This is a genomic window from Mycobacterium sp. NGS16 (assembly GCF_059813225.1).
This window is the reverse complement of the sequence record NZ_JCALEE010000002.1, coordinates 322,236-339,144: the sequence shown is the minus strand read 5'-3', so window position 1 is coordinate 339,144 and position 16,909 is coordinate 322,236. Positions and strand designations below refer to the sequence as shown.

The 16,909-nt window shown below is 67.6% G+C and carries 15 protein-coding genes and 1 pseudogene; 7 read left to right on the top strand and 9 right to left on the bottom strand.

Annotated elements, in window-relative coordinates; translation table 11 throughout:
* Window positions 1-5 precede the first annotated feature (5 nt).
* Window positions 6-1,076: pseudogene (arsB, locus tag AC5Y4Q_RS07210) on the bottom strand (ACR3 family arsenite efflux transporter); the annotation flags it as partial.
* A gap of 30 nt (window positions 1,077-1,106) precedes the next feature.
* Complete coding sequence (locus AC5Y4Q_RS07205) at window positions 1,107-1,577, bottom strand: ArsI/CadI family heavy metal resistance metalloenzyme (protein ID WP_064920502.1); 471 nt, start codon at window positions 1,575-1,577, stop codon at window positions 1,107-1,109.
* Between the two features lie 101 nt (window positions 1,578-1,678).
* On the opposite strand from AC5Y4Q_RS07205, the gene AC5Y4Q_RS07200 reads away from it, so the two are divergent.
* Window positions 1,679-2,038 carry an Rv2640c family ArsR-like transcriptional regulator gene (locus AC5Y4Q_RS07200; protein ID WP_064920503.1) on the top strand — a complete coding sequence of 120 codons (360 nt, stop codon included), beginning with the start codon at window positions 1,679-1,681 and terminating at the stop codon, window positions 2,036-2,038.
* Between the two features lie 153 nt (window positions 2,039-2,191).
* Here AC5Y4Q_RS07200 and AC5Y4Q_RS07195 read toward each other — a convergent pair whose 3' ends face one another.
* A complete protein-coding gene (locus tag AC5Y4Q_RS07195; protein WP_065019390.1) occupies window positions 2,192-2,785 on the bottom strand; it encodes a TetR/AcrR family transcriptional regulator in 594 nt (197 codons plus the stop codon).
* A gap of 83 nt (window positions 2,786-2,868) precedes the next feature.
* Between AC5Y4Q_RS07195 and AC5Y4Q_RS07190 the strand changes: the two genes are divergently transcribed.
* The gene (locus AC5Y4Q_RS07190; protein ID WP_064920505.1) at window positions 2,869-4,632 is read left to right on the top strand and encodes an N-acyl-D-amino-acid deacylase family protein; all 1,764 of its coding nucleotides are present in this window, start codon (window positions 2,869-2,871) and stop codon (window positions 4,630-4,632) included.
* A 27-nt stretch (window positions 4,633-4,659) separates the two neighbouring features.
* Entirely contained in the window at window positions 4,660-5,163 is a 504-nt protein-coding gene (locus AC5Y4Q_RS07185; protein WP_065019389.1) for an SRPBCC family protein, read from the top strand.
* A gap of 81 nt (window positions 5,164-5,244) precedes the next feature.
* Here AC5Y4Q_RS07185 and AC5Y4Q_RS07180 read toward each other — a convergent pair whose 3' ends face one another.
* Window positions 5,245-6,471, bottom strand: coding sequence for a cytochrome P450 (locus tag AC5Y4Q_RS07180; RefSeq protein WP_065019388.1), 1,227 nt, complete (start codon window positions 6,469-6,471; stop codon window positions 5,245-5,247).
* 50 nt (window positions 6,472-6,521) lie between these two features.
* On the opposite strand from AC5Y4Q_RS07180, the gene AC5Y4Q_RS07175 reads away from it, so the two are divergent.
* On the top strand, window positions 6,522-7,466 hold the full coding sequence (locus AC5Y4Q_RS07175) for an oxidoreductase (RefSeq protein WP_065019387.1): 945 nt from the start codon (window positions 6,522-6,524) through the stop codon (window positions 7,464-7,466).
* Here AC5Y4Q_RS07175 and AC5Y4Q_RS07170 read toward each other — a convergent pair.
* On the bottom strand, window positions 7,426-8,055 hold the full coding sequence (locus tag AC5Y4Q_RS07170; RefSeq protein ID WP_064920509.1) for a TetR/AcrR family transcriptional regulator: 630 nt from the start codon (window positions 8,053-8,055) through the stop codon (window positions 7,426-7,428). The genes AC5Y4Q_RS07175 and AC5Y4Q_RS07170 overlap by 41 nt on opposite strands.
* A 246-nt stretch (window positions 8,056-8,301) precedes the next feature.
* Between AC5Y4Q_RS07170 and AC5Y4Q_RS07165 the strand changes: the two genes are divergently transcribed.
* Genes AC5Y4Q_RS07165 through AC5Y4Q_RS07155 form a run of 3 tightly spaced genes read left to right on the top strand, consistent with a single transcriptional unit; the run spans window position 8,302 to window position 11,269 of the window.
* Entirely contained in the window at window positions 8,302-9,759 is a 1,458-nt protein-coding gene (locus AC5Y4Q_RS07165; protein ID WP_125225207.1) for an aldehyde dehydrogenase family protein, read from the top strand.
* Window positions 9,760-9,777: 18 nt separating this feature from the next.
* The gene (locus tag AC5Y4Q_RS07160) at window positions 9,778-10,620 is read left to right on the top strand and encodes an LLM class flavin-dependent oxidoreductase (RefSeq protein WP_125225206.1); all 843 of its coding nucleotides are present in this window, start codon (window positions 9,778-9,780) and stop codon (window positions 10,618-10,620) included.
* Between the two features lie 28 nt (window positions 10,621-10,648).
* Window positions 10,649-11,269: a hypothetical protein gene (locus AC5Y4Q_RS07155; protein WP_125225205.1), complete on the top strand. Its 621-nt coding sequence runs from the start codon at window positions 10,649-10,651 to the stop codon at window positions 11,267-11,269.
* A 2-nt stretch (window positions 11,270-11,271) separates the two neighbouring features.
* On the opposite strand, the gene AC5Y4Q_RS07150 is transcribed toward AC5Y4Q_RS07155, so the two are convergent.
* The 4 genes from AC5Y4Q_RS07150 to AC5Y4Q_RS07135 all read right to left on the bottom strand — a co-directional run bounded on the left by AC5Y4Q_RS07150 (window position 11,272) and on the right by AC5Y4Q_RS07135 (window position 16,812).
* Window positions 11,272-11,943: a maleylpyruvate isomerase family mycothiol-dependent enzyme gene (locus tag AC5Y4Q_RS07150; RefSeq protein ID WP_064920513.1), complete on the bottom strand. Its 672-nt coding sequence runs from the start codon at window positions 11,941-11,943 to the stop codon at window positions 11,272-11,274.
* Complete coding sequence (locus AC5Y4Q_RS07145) at window positions 11,936-13,348, bottom strand: FAD-dependent oxidoreductase (protein ID WP_082952489.1); 1,413 nt, start codon at window positions 13,346-13,348, stop codon at window positions 11,936-11,938. Before AC5Y4Q_RS07145 ends, AC5Y4Q_RS07150 begins: the two co-directional genes overlap by 8 nt.
* Before the next feature lie 84 nt (window positions 13,349-13,432).
* Window positions 13,433-16,378 carry an MMPL/RND family transporter gene (locus AC5Y4Q_RS07140; RefSeq protein WP_125225204.1) on the bottom strand — a complete coding sequence of 982 codons (2,946 nt, stop codon included), beginning with the start codon at window positions 16,376-16,378 and terminating at the stop codon, window positions 13,433-13,435.
* A complete protein-coding gene (locus AC5Y4Q_RS07135; protein WP_125225203.1) occupies window positions 16,375-16,812 on the bottom strand; it encodes an MmpS family transport accessory protein in 438 nt (145 codons plus the stop codon). The genes AC5Y4Q_RS07140 and AC5Y4Q_RS07135 overlap by 4 nt, the downstream gene beginning before the upstream one ends.
* Between the last annotated feature and the right edge of the window lie 97 nt (window positions 16,813-16,909).

Genomic DNA, 16,909 nt, shown 5'->3' with positions numbered 1-16,909 from the left:
GTCACGGTGGTGCCGGGTCGTGCGAAGCGGGAGCGCAACGCTAACGAGGCATAGACCAGGGCCACCAGGACGGGGACTTCGATCAAGGGCCCGACGACGCCGGCAAGGGCTTGCCCGCTGGTGGCGCCCCACGTGGCGATTGCCACCGCGATGGCCAGTTCGAAGTTGTTGCCGGCGGCGGTGAACGCCAGCGTGGTGGTGCGTCCGTACCCGAGGCCCAGCGTGGCGCCCAGCAGGTAGCCGCCGCCCCACATGATCGCGAAGTAGGCCAACAGGGGGATGGCGATCCGCACTACGTCAAGGGGCTGGCGCGTGATCTGGTCGCCTTGCAGCGCAAAGAGAATCACTATCGTGAACAGCAGCCCGTAAAGCGCCCACGGGCCGATACGCGGCAAAAACCGCACCTCATACCAGTCCCGGCCCTTGCTGCGTTCCGCCACGCGGCGAGACAGGTAGCCGGCGGCCAGCGGGATGCCGAGGAAGATCACCACCGATTTCGCGATCTGCCACGGGGAGACGTCGATGCTGGCTTGTGGCAACCCCAGCCAGCCGGGCAACACCGCCAAATAGAACCAGCCCAGCACCGCAAACATGACGACTTGAAAGATCGCGTTCAGCGCTACGAGCACGGCGGCGGCTTCGCGGTCCCCATGGGCCAGGTCGTTCCAGATGACGACCATGGCGATGCAACGGGCCAACCCGACGACGATGAGACCGGTGCGGTACTCGGGCAGATCCGCCAGCAACAGCCAAGCCAGCGCGAACATCAGCGCCGGGCCCAGGACCCAGTTGAGCACCAGCGAGCTGGTCAGCAGTCGCCGGTCCGCGGCGACGGTGCCGAGGCGGTCATAGCGAACCTTGGCCAGCACCGGATACATCATGATCAGCAGCCCGGCAGCGATCGGAAGTGAGATCCCGTCGATTTGAACCGCACTCACCGCGCCGCCCAGCCCGGGGATGCTGCGTCCCAGAACCAGCCCGGCGGCCATCGCCAGCCCGATCCAGATCGGCAGCAGCCGGTCCAGGGTGGAAAGCCGTGTCGCCACCGGGTGTATCGCCGTTGCGTTGTCAATCATCGCTCACCGCCTGTGGGCTCGGCACTGCGATCAGCAGCAACGGGCCGGCGCGGCCGCGGACTCATCGGATCCCGCGGAGCTGTGCGAGCATGCGTGCTGATCGCCGTCGAGCTGTTGTGGGCCGGCGCCGAAGCTGTCGCTGTCGGCAAGTTTGGTGTAGACCTCCCAGCGTTCCCCGCCGGGGCCGGTCACCCAGACTTTGTCCTGGGTGGCGAAGCAACAGGTGGTGCCGCTCTCCTGTTCGGTGCACATGCCCGCTTCCGACAGGCGAGCGATCTCGGCTCGCACGACATCGCTCGAGGCCACTTCGACGCCGAGATGGTTCAGGGTGCCGCCCTGGCCCGGGTTCTCCAGCAGTACCAGCTTCAGCGGCGGGTCGGCAATCGCGAAGTTGGCATAGCCGGGCTTGACCTTGGCCGGCTCGGCGTGGAACAGCCTGGAGTAGAACGCGATCGCGGCGTCGAGGTCATCGACATTGAGGGCGAGCTGAATGCGGGACATGACAACCACCTCCGGCTGTAAGACGCATATCGGACTTGGGGACGTGGCCCAGCGTGCCCACCTTTTCGACATATGTCAACAAGGTGTGGCAGAATGGCCGCATGCCCAAAGCATTGCCAGTGATCGACATGACCGCGCCGGTGTGTTGCGCACCGGTTGCCTCGGGACCGTTGAGTGATGCAGATGCGCTGCAGATTGCGTTGCGGCTCAAGGCATTAGCTGATCCGGTGCGCGTCAAAGTCATATCGCATCTGTTCAGTTCGGCCGCCGGTGAGGAGTCCTCCGGTGACTTGGCCGCGGTGCTGGGTCTGGGCGAGTCCACCGTCAGCCACCATCTGACGCAGCTGCGCAAAGCCGGGCTGGTGATCTCGGAGCGGCGCGGGATGAACGTATTCCACCGCGTCCACCGGGAGGCATTGCAGGCGTTGTGCACTGCGATTGATCCCAACTGCTGCACTTAGCAGGTCCAGCGGCGTCGCACCTGCCCAGTTACGCACGCCCCGACCTCGCCCCCAGCGCTAGACGGATACGCCGCCAGGTCGGCGGCGAAGGTCGCCGGTTGTTTCGACCGGGCGAAGTGCCGCCGCGGCCGATGGGCCCCGGCTCGGGCCCGTTCACGGCCGGGCTCCGCTCAGCCCGGCGACGATGTGGTCGCAGACGAAGCGGCGCACGGCTCGGGGGCTGTCCAGGTTCACCCGCATCGGCGGCAGCAGTTCGAAGCTGAACAGCATCCGCACGATCCATTCGCCGGCGCGGCCCGCATCGAGGGTGTCGTCGACTTCACCGCGGCGTTGCGCGGCGCGCACCAGTGGCATCCACAGCGCCACCGAGCGCTGCATCAGGTCGTCGCCGCCGTGTTCGAGTAGCAGGACCAGCACGCTCTGATTGATCGCCCGCGGTTCGGCAGCCGATCTCCGGCGATGCGCCGAAATCAGCACCGCGGCCGCCGCGACCTGCTCGGCCAGGGTGTCCAGCTCGTTGACCTCGGCGGCCATGGTTTCGATGAACGCCGCGGACAGATGGTCGAGTGCGGCGGCGATGGCGGTATCGCGGGTACCAAAGGCGTTGTGCACGGTGCCGCGCGACACGCCCGCCGTTTCGGCGACCGCGGTGAGGCTGAAGCGCCGGGGGCCGAGCTGGCGCAGGGTCTCGGTGGCAGCCTTCAGCAACGGCGCGGAAAGCGGTTTCGACGATTTCTCACCGGGCACTTGCACACATTATCGAGATGTGTACAAATTGATCAATGCCGGCTCGGGCGCGCCCCGAGCACCACGACTTCAAGGAGACGGCTGTGTATGACCTCGCGATCACCGGTGGCACCGTCGTCGACGGAACGGGAGCCGACCGCTACCTGGCCGATGTGGGGGTCCGGGGCGGGCGCATCGTGGCGGTGCAGCGCCGCACCGGACCCGACGATCCGGGACTGGCGGGGCCGGCGGCCGAAACGATCGATGCCACTGGGAAAGTCGTCGCGCCGGGGTTCGTCGATATCCACACTCACTACGACGGGCAGGTCAGCTGGGACAGCCTCCTGGAGCCGTCCAGCGGCCACGGCGTGACCACGATCGTCAGCGGGAATTGCGGGGTCGGGTTCGCCCCGGTCCGGCCCGGCAGCGAGGAATGGCTGATCAAGCTGATGGAGGGCGTCGAGGACATTCCGGGCACCGCGCTGACCGAGGGCATCACCTGGGGCTGGGAGAGCTATCCCGAGTACCTTGATGTGCTCGACCGGCAGCACTTTGCTGTCGACGTCGGCAGCCAAGTCGCGCACGGGGCGGTCCGCGCCTACGCGATGGGCGAGCGGGGTGCCCGCAACGAGCCGGCGACGCCCGACGACATCGCGGCGATGAGCCGCCTGGTGCAGGAAGCCGTCGAGGCTGGGGCGCTGGGATTTTCGACGTCGCGCACCCTGGCACATCGGGCCATGGACGGCGAGCCGGTGCCGGGGACGTTCGCCGCCGAAGACGAACTGTTCGGCCTGGGCCGGGCCATGGCGGCCGGCGGGCAGGCGGTCTTCGAACTGGCCCCGCAGGGGGCGGCCGGGGAGGATATCGTCGCGCCGAAGAAGGAGCTGGAATGGATGCAGCGCCTCGGTGCCGAGATCGACCGGCCGGTGTCGTTCGCGCTGATCCAGGTCGACGCCGACCCCAATCTGTGGCGTGAGCAGTTGGATATCTCCGCGGCTGCCCACCAGGCGGGCAGCGCGCTGTACCCGCAGATCGCCGCCCGGCCGTTCGGCATGCTGCTCGGCTTCCCCGGGCATCACGCGTTCACCCACCGGCCGACCTACCGGCGGCTGAAGGCCGAATGCAGCCGCGCCGAACTCGCGCAACGGCTTGCCGAACCGGCGGTGAAGGCGGCGATCCTGTCCGAAGAGGACCTGCCGGTGGACCCCTCCGTGCAGTTCGACGCCATGTTCGCGTTGGTGCAACACTCGCTGCATCGCATCTACGACCTGGGTGACCCGCCGGACTACGAGCCCACCCCGGAGCGCTCGGTGGCGGCGATCGCCGCGGCGCGCGGCGAGGACCCGCTGGCGACGTTGTACGACGTGATGCTGCAGGCCGATGCCGGCGCCATGCTGATGCTGCCGTTCTTCAACTACGCCGACGGCAACCACGACGCGATCCGCGAGATGCTCACCCACCCCGCCTGCGTGCTGGGGCTCTCCGACGGCGGAGCGCACTGCGGAATGATCTGCGACGCCTCCTATCCCACCTACCTGCTCACCCACTGGGCCCGGGACCGGCATCGCGGCGACAAGCTGCCGCTGGAGTACCTGGTGCGCAAACAGTGCCGCGACACCGCGCAGCTGTTCGGCCTCACCGATCGCGGCGTCATCGAGGTCGGCAAGAAGGCCGACATCAACGTGATCGACATGGACGCGCTGACCCTGCTCCCGGCTCGGATGGCTTATGACCTGCCGGCCGGCGGGCGCCGCCTGCTGCAGGGGGCGAGCGGGTATGTTGCGACGATCGTCAGCGGTACCGTCACCCGGCGCAACGGCGTCGACACCGGTGCACGGCCGGGGCGTCTGGTGCGCGGAGCGCGCTAGCGGGAAAGGAATCAACAGTTGTCTCGGATGTATCCGTGTGAGCAGGTCGGCCTGGAATTTCTCCAGCGCGCGCCGCAGCGGTTCAGCAACAGCGTCGATCTGGCCGTGACGCCCGACGAGGTCTGGGAGGTCCTCACCGATGCCGAAGCCTGGCCGCACTGGGCGTCCGTCATCACCAACGTGACCTGGACCAGCCCCGAGCCGCACGGTGTCGGCACGACCCGACTCGTCGACATGCTGGGCGGCATTGTCGGTGACGAGGAGTTCCTGGCCTGGGATCCGGGACGGCACATGGCCTTTCGCTTCAACGCGAGCTCGACCTCGGCGTTGGCGGTCTTCGTCGAGGACTACCGCATCGAAGCTACCGCGCAGGGCTGTCGGCTCACGTGGACCCTGGCCAACCGGCTGACCGGACCGGCGAAGCTGTTCTCCCCGGTGAGTGCACCGCTGATGAATCTGGCGTTTCGCCGCTTCCTGTCCAACCTGCGCCGCTACACCGACACGCGGTTCGTCACGGCCGGGCGCGGGTAATGCACTGGGCGCGAGTGTGCGCCGTTGTACGCCGGACGTCGGCGTGTCGCGTACAGGCACGCACGCTCGGCGTCTAACGCGTTAGCGCGGGTCGACGACGACCGGCATGTGCCGGACTCCGGTGTGCTTGTTGCTGCGGACGTATTCGATCGGCCCGGTCAGGGTCACCGCCCCAACCCGGTCCAACAGCACGTCGAAGATGACCCGCATCTCCATGCGGGCCAGCGTGGAACCGAGGCAGAAGTGCGCGCCGCGGCCGAACGTCAAATGCGGATTCGGGTTTCGGCCGATATCAAAGGTGTAGGGATCGGCGAACACGGTTTCGTCGCGGTTGGCCGAGGCCCACCACAGGCTCACCTTGTCACCGGCGCGGATCTGCCGGCCGTGCAGTTCGACGTCTCGGGTGGCGGTCCGCCGGTTGTACGGCGTCGACGACGCCCAGCGCAACAGTTCCTCGATGGCGACCGGTAGCAGCGCACGGTCCCGGCGCAACCGCTCCCACGCCTCGGGATGCTCGCTGAGCGCCGCCATCCCGATCGCGATCGAATTGCGCGTCGTCTCACTGCCCGCAGCCATGATCAAGCTCAGAAACATCTGCTGCTCGTTGTCGGTGAGCGGCTCGCCATCGATCACCGCGTGCGTCACCACCGACAGCAGGTCATCGGCGGGCTGGGCGCGTTTGCGCTCCAAGAGGTTCGCGCCGTAGGCGAACATCCGGGCCTGGGCCTGCACCATCCGGTCATTCACCTCGCCGATCTCACGATCCTGGTAGTCCAGCGTGACGTTGGCCCAGTTCATCAGCTCGTGTCGGTCTTCCTGCGGGACGCCCACCAGCTCCGCGACCGCCTGCAGCGGCAGCTCCGCGGCGACATCGACCAGGAAGTCGCATTCCCGCTTGGCCAGGGCGGCCTCGACGATCGCGACCGCACGCCGGCGCAGATCCTGCTCGATCCGGCGCAGGGCGCGCGGAGACATGCTGGGCATCAGGAGCTTTCGGAATTTCGCGTGCCGCGGATCGTCCATCATGTTCAACAGTGCACCGACCGCGAAACGCAGCGGCATGTCCTCTAAGGTGGTGCCGCCGCCGTCGCGCCCGCCACCGGTCTCCGAGGAGAAGGTCTGCTGATCGGTGGCCGCGGCCACAATGTCCGCGTAGCGGCTGAGCACCCAGAATCCTTCACCGCCGGGGGAGTGCGCCGTCGCCGGATGGAACCAGACCGGGGATTCGCGGCGCAGCACGTCGAACACGTGGTGCGGGAATCCGGATGTGAAGCGGTCCAGGTCGGTGAGGTCGATGTCGTGGTGCATCAACGAGGACCATACACACAGGTGTTGGTGTCCCGTCTATAGTTCGGCGTGTGAGTGCGACGGACTGGACCTTGGAGCAGGGTTCGCCTCAGTATGGCCGGACCGCCGTTGTGACCGGCGCGAACACCGGCGTCGGTCTCGAAGTCGCCCGGGGACTGGCGACACTGGGGGCCACCGTGGTGCTGGCCTGCCGCAACGGCGATGCTGCGGCGGCGGCCCGCGACGACATTCTGCGGACCGTTCCGGGCGCGCGAATCGACGTCGTTGCCCTGGATGTCGCTGACCTGGCCTCGGTGCGCGCCTGCGCGGAGGAGTTGCGGGCCGGCTACCCCGTCATCGACGTCCTGGTCAACAACGCCGGTGTCATGCACCAGAGCCGGCAGCTGACCGCCGATGGTTTCGAAGGCGACTTCGGGACGAATTTCCTTGGGCCGTTTGCCCTAACGGGGTTGCTGCTCGACCGCGTCCTGGCTTCACCGGCCGGGCGGATCGTCGCGGTGAACAGCAAGACCAGCCGGGGCGGCCGGATCGCATTCGACGATCTGCAGTTGGAGAAGTCGTTCACCCCGGCGGTGGCCTACACCCAGTCCAAGCTCGCCCAGCTGATGGCCGTGTTCGAACTGCAGCGTCGGCTAGAAGCGCTTGGCAGCACGGCGATCTCGTTGGCCGCACACCCCGGCGGAACCCGCACGGGAATCCTGCGCGAGCAACCCCGTTCGGTGCGTTGGGTGTTCAACCGCCGGTTCCGCCATCTGACGGGATGGTTCACCCAAGACCCCACCGGCGGTGCGCTGCCGATGCTGCGGGCAGCCACCGACCCCGCCGCGACGGGCGGCCAGTTCTACGGTCCCGGAGGGCGTTTCGAGCAGATCGGGCCGCCGGTGCTGGTCCGCGCCGCCGGCCGGGCCCAGGACATCGAAGCTCAGCAGCGACTCTGGAAGATCGCCGAAGACCTCACCGGCGTGACCTACCCGATGACCCGCGAACCTTCGTAGCGCCGCGGGCGGCCGTCACCGCCGGCGCGATCCACCGGCGCAGCAGGCGCCGCAACTCGTCACCCGGGGCCGGCAGCGGCGCCAGGATGAACGACTGTAAGGTGCGCAGCACCATCTCGATGATGTCGTCGATGGCTTGGTCATCGAACCCGGTCCAGTCGACATCGAGCCGCTCGAGCAGCGAATGCCCGAAGGTGCGGCCGGTATCGGTGGTTACCGTGACGGCAAAGGCACTGGGCTGCTGGGCGCGCAGCAGCAGGCCGACGTAGGGATCGTCGGGGAGCCGTTCCAAAGTCAGCGCGACACCTTCGGCGACCGCATCGCCGGGGTCGGTCATGCCGGCCAGTGCCGCGGCGAGTTGATCCAGGAAATCCCCGACGCCGTCGATCGCGGTGGCCGACAGCAGCTCCTCGGTACTGGGGAAGTACCGGTAGACGGTCTGGCGGGTTACGCCGAGGGTGCGGGCCACGTCGGCGATGCTGGTCTGCTCGCCGCGTTCGTCGATGGTGCGCCGGGTGGCGTCGAGAATCCGCGCCACCGCCTCCTCATCGCTGGCGGGCACATCGCCGCCCCAACCTCGGGTACGCATCAGAGCCTCCGTGCCCGGGGCCGACGTCGCTTCATAGCCGGAACGGTACCCACCGCGATCAGCCGGAAGCTGCACGGCAAAGGCGCACCGTTTCGGTGTCCTTACCCGGGAGTTGTCCTGACCAGCGCCAGCACATACCGCAGCGTTACAAACTGTGGATAAACTGTCTCACTGTTGACCCGGCCGCCCGCCGGATGCTAAGCAGATGCACAGCACCTCCGCTGTCGTCGTTAGAAGGGTCCCGCCATGGCACTGCAGTCGGTAATCGATGATCTGGCGAAGCGCCCCGGCACCGGCGAGGTGATCCCGGTGATCGACCCGGCCACCGAGGAGCAGATCACCGAGTTCCGCGACGCCGGCCCCGAAGCCGTCGACGCCGCCGTCGCCCGCGCCAAGGCCGCCTACCAGTCCGGTGTGTGGACCGACATCCCGGCCCGCCAGCGCGCCAAGGTGCTGTGGCGCCTCGGCGACCTGATCGACGAGCATGCCAAGGAATTCGCCGAGCTGGAATCCCTGGACGCCGGGATGCCGCCGGCTCAGGCCGAGATGATCGTCTCCACCTGCGCGGAGTTCTTCCGCTACTACGCCGGCTGGTGCACCAAGCTCAATGGCACCAGCTACCAGGTGCAGATGGAGGGCGGGGTCAACAGCACCCACGCCAACTTCCACGCCTACACCCACAAGGAGCCCTACGGGGTCGTCGGCCTGATCTACCCGTGGAACGGTCCGCTGTTCAACGCCTGCGCCAAGGTCGCCCCGGCGCTGGCGGCGGGCTGCTCGAGCGTCGTCAAACCGGCCGAGGAGACGCCGCTGTCAGCGGTGCTGCTGGAGAAGCTGATCACGCAAGCCGGTGTGCCCGAGGGCGTTACCAACTTCGTGATCGGCTACGGCGCCACCGCCGGCGCGGCGATCACCGCCCACCCCGACGTGGAGAAGGTCGCCTTCACCGGCTCGACCGAGGTCGGCAAGCAGATCATGCGCAACGCCGCGGACCACCTGAACAAGGTCACCCTCGAGCTGGGCGGCAAGTCTCCGGTGCTGATCTACTCCGACGCCGACTTGGACATGGCGATCATGATGGCCTCGATGGGCATCTTCGTGCACTCCGGGCAGGGCTGCGTGTGCGGCTCGCGGGTCTTCGTGCAGCGCAGCGTCTACGAGCGCGTGGTGGCCGGCATCGCGATGATCGGCGACAACCTGGTGCTCGGTGGGCCCCAGGACGAGGGTGCCATGATCAGCCCGCTGGTCAGCCAGAAGCAGCTCGACCGCGTCATGGGCTACATCGAGCAGGGCCGCCAAGACGGCGTCGAGATCGTCAGCGGCGGTTACCGGTTGGACCGCAAGGGTTACTTCATCAAACCCACTGTGGTCACCGGCGTTGACCCGGCCACCAGCCGCCTGTACAAGGAGGAGATCTTCGGCCCCGTCGTCACGATCCTGCCGTTCGACGACGACGACGAGGCCGTCGCGATGGCCAACGACACCAGCTACGGGCTGGCCGCCACCGCCTGGACCACCAACCTGGCCCGCGCGCACAACCTGGGCAAGCGGCTCAACGCCGGCATGGTGGGACTGAACTGTCAGCTGACGTTCGACCACAACGTGCCCTTCGGCGGCTACAAACAGTCCGGCATCGGCAAGGAGTTCGGCTACGAGGGCATCGAGGCCTACCTGAAGACCAAGTCGATCTGGGCGGCGCTGTAGAGCCGGCGGGGGCTCGTAATGATCGAGTGGTTCCTGTTCCTGCCACAGAGCAGGCTGGGCATCGACGACATCGTGACGCGGGCACGCACCGCCGAAGCCAGTGGCTTTCACGGGGTGGCGTTCATCGACCACCTGGAAACGCCGATGGCCCCCGACGCCCCGATCTGGGAGGCGATGACGATTGCCACCTGGGTCGCCGCGCACACGCAGCGGCTGCGGATCGGCCATCTGGTGCTCTGCGACGCCTTTCGGCATCCGGCGGTGCTGGCCAAGCAGGCGGTGACGCTGGCCGAAGCCTCCGGAGGACGTTTCGAGCTGGGGCTGGGGTCCGGGTCGATGCCCGACGAGCTGGCCCGGTTCGGGCTCGGTGCGCCCACCGCCGGCCAGCGGGTCAGCGCCCTGGAACAGACCGTGACCGCCCTGCGGCGCTACTGGGCCGGCGGCGCCGACACCCAGCTGCCGGCACCGAGCAATCCGATCCCGCTGCTGCTGGCCGGCCGGGGACCGCGGATGCTGGAACTGGTTGCCCGTCATGCTGATTGGTGGAATCTTCCGGCGACCCACGTCGATCAACTGCCGGACCTGTCGGCCAGGGTCGGCTCGGCGCGGGTGTCGGTGCAGCAGATGGTCGGCTTCATCGGGGACGGTGCCGATGCCGATGCGGTGACCGGTAAGGCGCGACGCCGCTTCAGTCAGCTCGGCCCGGGGCTGGTGTGTGGCCGCGCCGACGAACTGATCGACTACTTCGCCGGCCTGCGCAGTCAAGGCGCGCAGCGGTTTTACGTCTGGTTCGCCGATTTCGCTGCGCCGGAGACGATTGCCGAATTCGGAAAGCGGGTAATTTCGGCACTGGGGGAATGACCGCGTCGCTCAGAAGAAGGGGTCACCCGTGATCGACTTTGCGAACAACGCCCTCTCCCGACGCTCCTTCGTGCGCGGCGCCGCCTGGTCGGTGCCCGCGGTGGCGATTGCGCTGGCTGCGCCGCGCGCCCGGGCGGCGCCGCCCGGCTCGCAGGACTGCGGTGATCCGACCGAGCTGATCGAGAACTGCGTGGTGCAGCTACCCGAAGAGTTCACCTCGACCAGCTTCAGCACCACCGCCGTCGCCGGCGGCACGAACTACTCCATTCTGTTCAGCACCAACATCCGGCCCGGGCCGTCGGTGCCCGCGGCCGCCACCGGCTACCGGATCAACAGCGCCGGTCTGACCGGCACTAAACGTGACGGCGTGCCGTTCTCGATCACGCCACACATCGGTGAGCGGGGACCCCGGGTGCTCGGCGCACCGTCGGGGTCGTCGTTGGGTTTCGTCGTCGACGTGCCGTGGACGGCCGGACAGTTGGTGCGCAACTTCGCCTACACCTTCGACGTCGTCTATCTCAACGGGCTGACCGAGATTCAGACCTGCTCGTATGTGACCGCGATGGCGCTGGCCGAGAACGGGATGATCGTCGGTGGCGTCGGCTCGGTGACGTTCTCCCCACCGCGGCTCACCTCCTGCGCCGGGTGAACTCAGCCGGTCGGCACCGGCTGGTCGTCGTCGCGTGGCCCGAACGCACCGAAACCGTCGACCACTGCACTGGGCGGTTCCGGTGACCAATCCCAGCCGGCGATCTGGCGACGCGAGCGCCGGCTGAACACGCCCCGCATCAGCTCGTAGCCGTCGGCGCGCAGCTGGGTCACGGATTCTCCTGAGCCGCTACGCCATTGCTGGCCCAGCTCGTCGATGATCACCAGTGTCGCGGTGTCACCCAACCGCCTGCCGGGAAAACGGGCCATCACCTCCAGTAACGGCTGCCAGTGCGCACGGTCGGTGCGCGGCAGGCCCAGCGCCTCGTGCAGGTCGGCTTCGTGGCAGATCGCATCGGCGGCCAGGTTCGGGCCGGTGTGCTGCTTGGGCAGGCTCGCTTCGACCGCCGGGGCCGCGCGTTCCCACTCGGCGAGCAACTCCTCGACCGGGTGATCGCGCCGTTCGGCGACGTGCCGCGCGGTCCAGGAATCGCCCGGTGCGCCGTCAAGCCGGCCGGCTAAGACATCGGCGGCACCACCGACCAGATGGGCCAGCACGTCGTGCACCGTCCAGCCGGGCGTGGCCGGAACCGGGGTACGTAGCTGGTGGTCGCCGAGGCCGGCAGCCAAATTCCCGATCCGGTCGCGAGCGGCGCGGTAGATCGCGTCAAGCATGGGAGCCTCCCGCAGTCGGTATCGGAGTCAGTGTGCCCAAACGCGTTCCAGTGGGTGCCGGGCGGGTGGTGTGCTGGGCGCCCGGCAGGTTCGCGCGCAGGATCCGCCACAGCAGCACCGGGTCGCGTAGCCGCGCGGGCGGGTCGACGAGGTTGCGGACCCGAAGGAAGCGTTCGGTGACCGCGATGTCGCGGGTGGCGGCGGTGGCCACCGCGGCGGCGAACCACCCGCGCAGTCGGTGGCGGATCGGGTGCGGGCGACCCGGCGATGAACCGTTAGCGGCGTTCGCGGCCCAGATCGGTGCGACCTGGCGGGCCGCCGCCCGAAAGAATCGCTGCGGCAGGTCTGAACCGCGTTCGCGCAGGCAGTCGCGCAGCGCGAGCGCCTCGAGCGCGGCCACCGTCATGCCCTGCCCGTAGATCGGATTGAGCCGGCACAGTGCATCGCCGATCACCACCACTCCGGCGGGGAAGCGCGGCATCCGGTCGTAGCGGTGCCACAGTGCCCCGGTGTCGCGCGAGACCGCGATGTCGCCCACCGGGGTGGCGTCGCGCAGTCCGGCCATGATGACCGGCGGAAGAAGTTGCTTGGCTGCAGCCAGCATGGCGGTGAAATCGGCTGGGGGAGCGCCGTAGTCGCCGTGGCGGGCGATGGCCAGCATCCAGGTGTCCTGCTCATAGGCCATCAGCAGCAGCATCGGGGCGGCCCGGCCTTGGTTGATGAAGACCATCTTGTCGGTGATCCGTCCGGGCGCAACCTGCAGCAACTGGCTGGAATAGCCCCAGGCCGGCCGGAGTCGCTGCTCGGGCACGCTGCCGAACCCGTGCTCGGTCACGAATTCGGCGGTGTGGGCAGCCCGCCCCGTCGCATCGATAAGGAGATCGGCGTGCAGAATCTGCGTCAGTCGGTTGCGCCGATTCCTGATCCGCACCCCGGTGACGACTCCACGCTCATGCACCGGCCCGAGCGCGTCGTGGTCGTCGAGAAACGCGACGTTGCCGAGTTTGTCGACGCGCTCTCGCACGTGAAACTCCACGAACGGCCTGCTGGCGCTGTAGACGGCCAGGGCCCGGGGGTCGGCGAGCCTGCCGGTCCGGTTCAGCTCGTGACGGCCGATGCGGGCATAGCGCCCGGACAGGTCGGCGTGGTCGATGACCACCGCGCCGGCGGCGGCGAGGTCATCGAGGATGCCCGGGAACAGCTCGCCGAGGACACCGGTCCCGCGGGACAGGAAGCTGTGCAAGTGCCGTCCGTGCGGTACTCCCTTGCGGTGGGACGGGTGATCGGGCAGCCGATCACGGTCTACCACCGTGACGGAGTCGTAGAACTCCGATGCCACCCGTGCCGCCAGTAGCCCGGCCATCCCGGCTCCCAGCACGACTGCCGACGCCCTCGATTCGCTCAACGTAAGCCCCTCTCCGCGACCAAGGGACCCACGATACACACAAATTAAGAAAAATAAGAGTATCTTGGCGTAACAGTAAGATTCTTAGCTCGCCGGGAGCGGGGCTGCGGGGCCGAACGTGAAGCTGCCTTCACCTTCGGCGCCGGGAGTGAAGGCAGCTTCACGTTCGGCGGGGGTGTCGGTCTCGGCGGGGGCGGTGGACGGCCGCCGGTGCACGTTGATCGGCCACCAGAACCACCGGCCGAGCAGTGCCGCGACCGACGGGGTGATCAGGCTGCGGACGATGAAGGTGTCGAACAGCAGGCCCAGCCCGATGGTGGTGCCGATCTGGCCGACCGAACGCAGGTCACTGGCGATCATCGCGATCATGGTGAACGCGAACACCATGCCCGCCGCCGTGACCACCTTGCCGGTAGCGCCCATCGCGCGGATCAGCCCGGTCTTCAAGCCCGCCTTGGACCCCGAGCCGATCTCCTCCTTCATCCGCGAGACCACCAGCAGGTTGTAGTCCGAGCCCACCGCCAGCAGCACGATCACGCTCATCGCGATCACCAGCCACTGCAGCTCGATGCCGAACACGTACTGCCACAACAGCACCGACAGTCCGAATGAGGAGGCCAGTGACAACACCACGGTGCCCACGATCACGATGGACGCGACCAGCGCCCGGGTGATCAGCAGCATCACCACGAAGATCAAGATGATCGCGGCGATGGCGGCGATGAGCAGGTCATAGTGTGCGCCGGTCTGGATGTCGGAGTAGGTGGCGGCGGTGCCGCCCAGGTAGAACTTCGCCTTGGCCAGCGGGGTGCCCTTGACGGCCTCCTTGGCGGCTGACAGTTCGGCGTCGACGTGCGCGATGCCGTCGACCGTCGCCGGATCGGTGTCGTGGGTGATCAGGATGCGGGCGGCCTGGCCGTCCGGTGACATCATCAGCTCCATCCCGCGCTGAAAGTCGGGGCTGTCGAAGGCTTCCGGTGGCAGGTAGAACATGTCGTCGTTTTTGGCGTCGTCGAAGACCTGTCCCATCACCGCGGCGGTGTCGGTCATCTGCTCGAGCTGGGTCACCACCTGGCCGAAGCTGCTGTGCATGGTCAGCATCAGGTCGCGCATGTTGGTCGCGATGGCGATCATCGGCGGGATCTGGTCGGCGATCGCCGGGGTGATCCCGTCGACCCGGTCCAGTTGATCGGCCAGCGCTTGGGTGTTCTCCGCCAGCTTGTCGAAGCCGTCGGTGGCGTCGAACATCGACCGGAACGCGTTACACACGCCGATGTTGAAACAGTGCGGCTCCCAATAGAAATAGTTGCGGAGCGGTCGGACCTCGTCGTCGAAGTCGGCGATATGGTCGCGGACTTCGGCCATAGTGCTCTGCATGTCGTGGGTGGCCTGGTCGGTGCCGTGGGTGGCGTCGGACAGCTGCACGGTCAGGCCGTGTAGCCGATCCAGCACCGCGACCATTGCGGAGAGTTGATCGGCCATGGTTTCGGTGTCGTCGAGGCGGGCGTGCAAGAACTGCAGATTCTCGCGCATCGTGACGCCCTGCGCGCTGATTTGGAACGGCACCGACCCGTGTTCCATCGGCGGGCCGAGCGGCCGGGTGATGGACTGCACCCGCTCGATGCCGGGAACCCGGAAGATGCTGCGGGCGATACGATCCAGCACCAGCATGTCGCGCGGGTTGCGCATGTCGTGATCGGACTCGACCATCAGCATGTCCGGGTTCATCCGCGCCGAGCTGAAGTGTTTCTCCGCTGCGGCGTAGCCGATATTCGACGGCACGTCAGCAGGGATGTAGTGCCGGTTGTCGTAGCTGGTCTTGTAACCCGGCAGCACCAGGACGCCCACGGCGGCAACGGCGCTGGCGGCGGCCAGGATCGGCAGTGGCCAGCGCACCACGGCCGTCCCCACCTTGCGCCAGCCGCCGGTCCGGGTGGCCCGCTTCGGGTCCAGCAGCCCGAATCGGCTGCTGACCGCGAGCACCGCCGGTGCGAAGGTCAGCCCCATCGCCAGGATGGTGAACATCCCCAGCGCGCACGGCACCGCCAAGGTGTTGAAGTAGTTGAGCCGGGTGAAGTGCAGGCACAGCATCGCACCGGCGATGGTCAACCCGGAACCCAGGATGACGTGGCTGACGCTGGATAGCGTTGTGCGTTGGGCGGTTTCGGGATCCTCGCCGGCGCTGCGTGCCTCGTGGTAGCGCCCGATCAGGAAGATCCAGTAGTCGGTTCCGGCTGCGATGGCCAGTGCGGTCAGGATGCTGACCACGAAGGTCGAGATCGCGAAGACGTGGGCGTTGCTCAGCACCGCGATCAGCCCACGGGCCACGCTCATCTCGGTGACCACGACCAGCAGCCCGATCACGGTGGTGGCGATTGAGCGGTAGACCACCAGCAGCATCACCGCGATGACGGCCATGGTGATGCCGGTCATCTTCACCATGGAAGCGTCGCCGGCCTCGTTGGTGTCGGCGACCAGGGCGGCCTGACCGGTGACGTAGGCGCGCAGGCCGACCGGCGGCGCGGAGTGCTCCACGATGTCGCGCACCGCGTCGACCGACTCGACGCCCTGGGCGGAGCCCTGGTTGCCCGCGAGGTGCACCTGCACGTAGGCGGCCCGGCCGTCCTCACTCTGCGACCCCGCCGAGGTGACCCGGTCGCCCCAGAAATCCTGCACGTGCTCGACGTGTGCGGTGTCGGCCTGCAGGGCCGCCACCAGCCGTTCGTAGTAGCGGTGGGCGTCGTCACGCAGTTCGGTGTCGCCTTCCAGCACGATCATCAGCACCGAATCGGAAGTGAACTCGCCGAACTTCTCCCCGCTGTGTTTCATGGCGATCACCGACGGCGCATCCTGCGGCGAGAGTGAGACGGCGTTTTCGGCGCCGACGATCTCCAGCTGCGGTACCAGCAGGTTGGTTGCGGCGGCCGCGGCGAGCCAGAACAGGATGATCGGGACGGCCAGGACACGGATCAGCCGCGGAAACAGCGGCGGCTTGACCGCGGAGGACCCGGTGCTGTGCTGGCCGCTCATGCGGCCTTGACCACACAGAACGTCGCCGCGCTGTGGCCATCGGCCTGCTGCTCATCGCGGAGTTCGCCGTTGACGGTGATCCGGCAACCCAGCTCGTGGCTGTCGCCCTGGGCCATCACGTTGGCGAACACGCTCGGCTGCGTGGTGGTCAACGTCACCGACCACGGCAGGGAGTCAAACCTCGCCTCCTGGGCCTGTGCGCGTTGGTCGACGTAGCTGACCATCCCCGCGGTGCCCGGGGGGCCGTAGATCTCGTAGGTGACGTACTTCGGGACGGTGGACACGATCTCACCGCCCGCGCCGGCGGCGGTCGCCGACTGGCCGGCGCCGAAGACGCCGTGGAACCGGTAGATGACCAGCGCGCCCACGGCCGCGACCGGGACGATCACCAGCACGATCCACAGCCGCTGAAGGAGCTTATGCAGTGCGCTCATGACCGCTAACCTTACGACCATAAGGAAACACATGTAAAGTTAGTTGTGGCGGCTCACACCAGCACTCTCGGGTGTTGTTCAGCACGCCGGCGCGGCA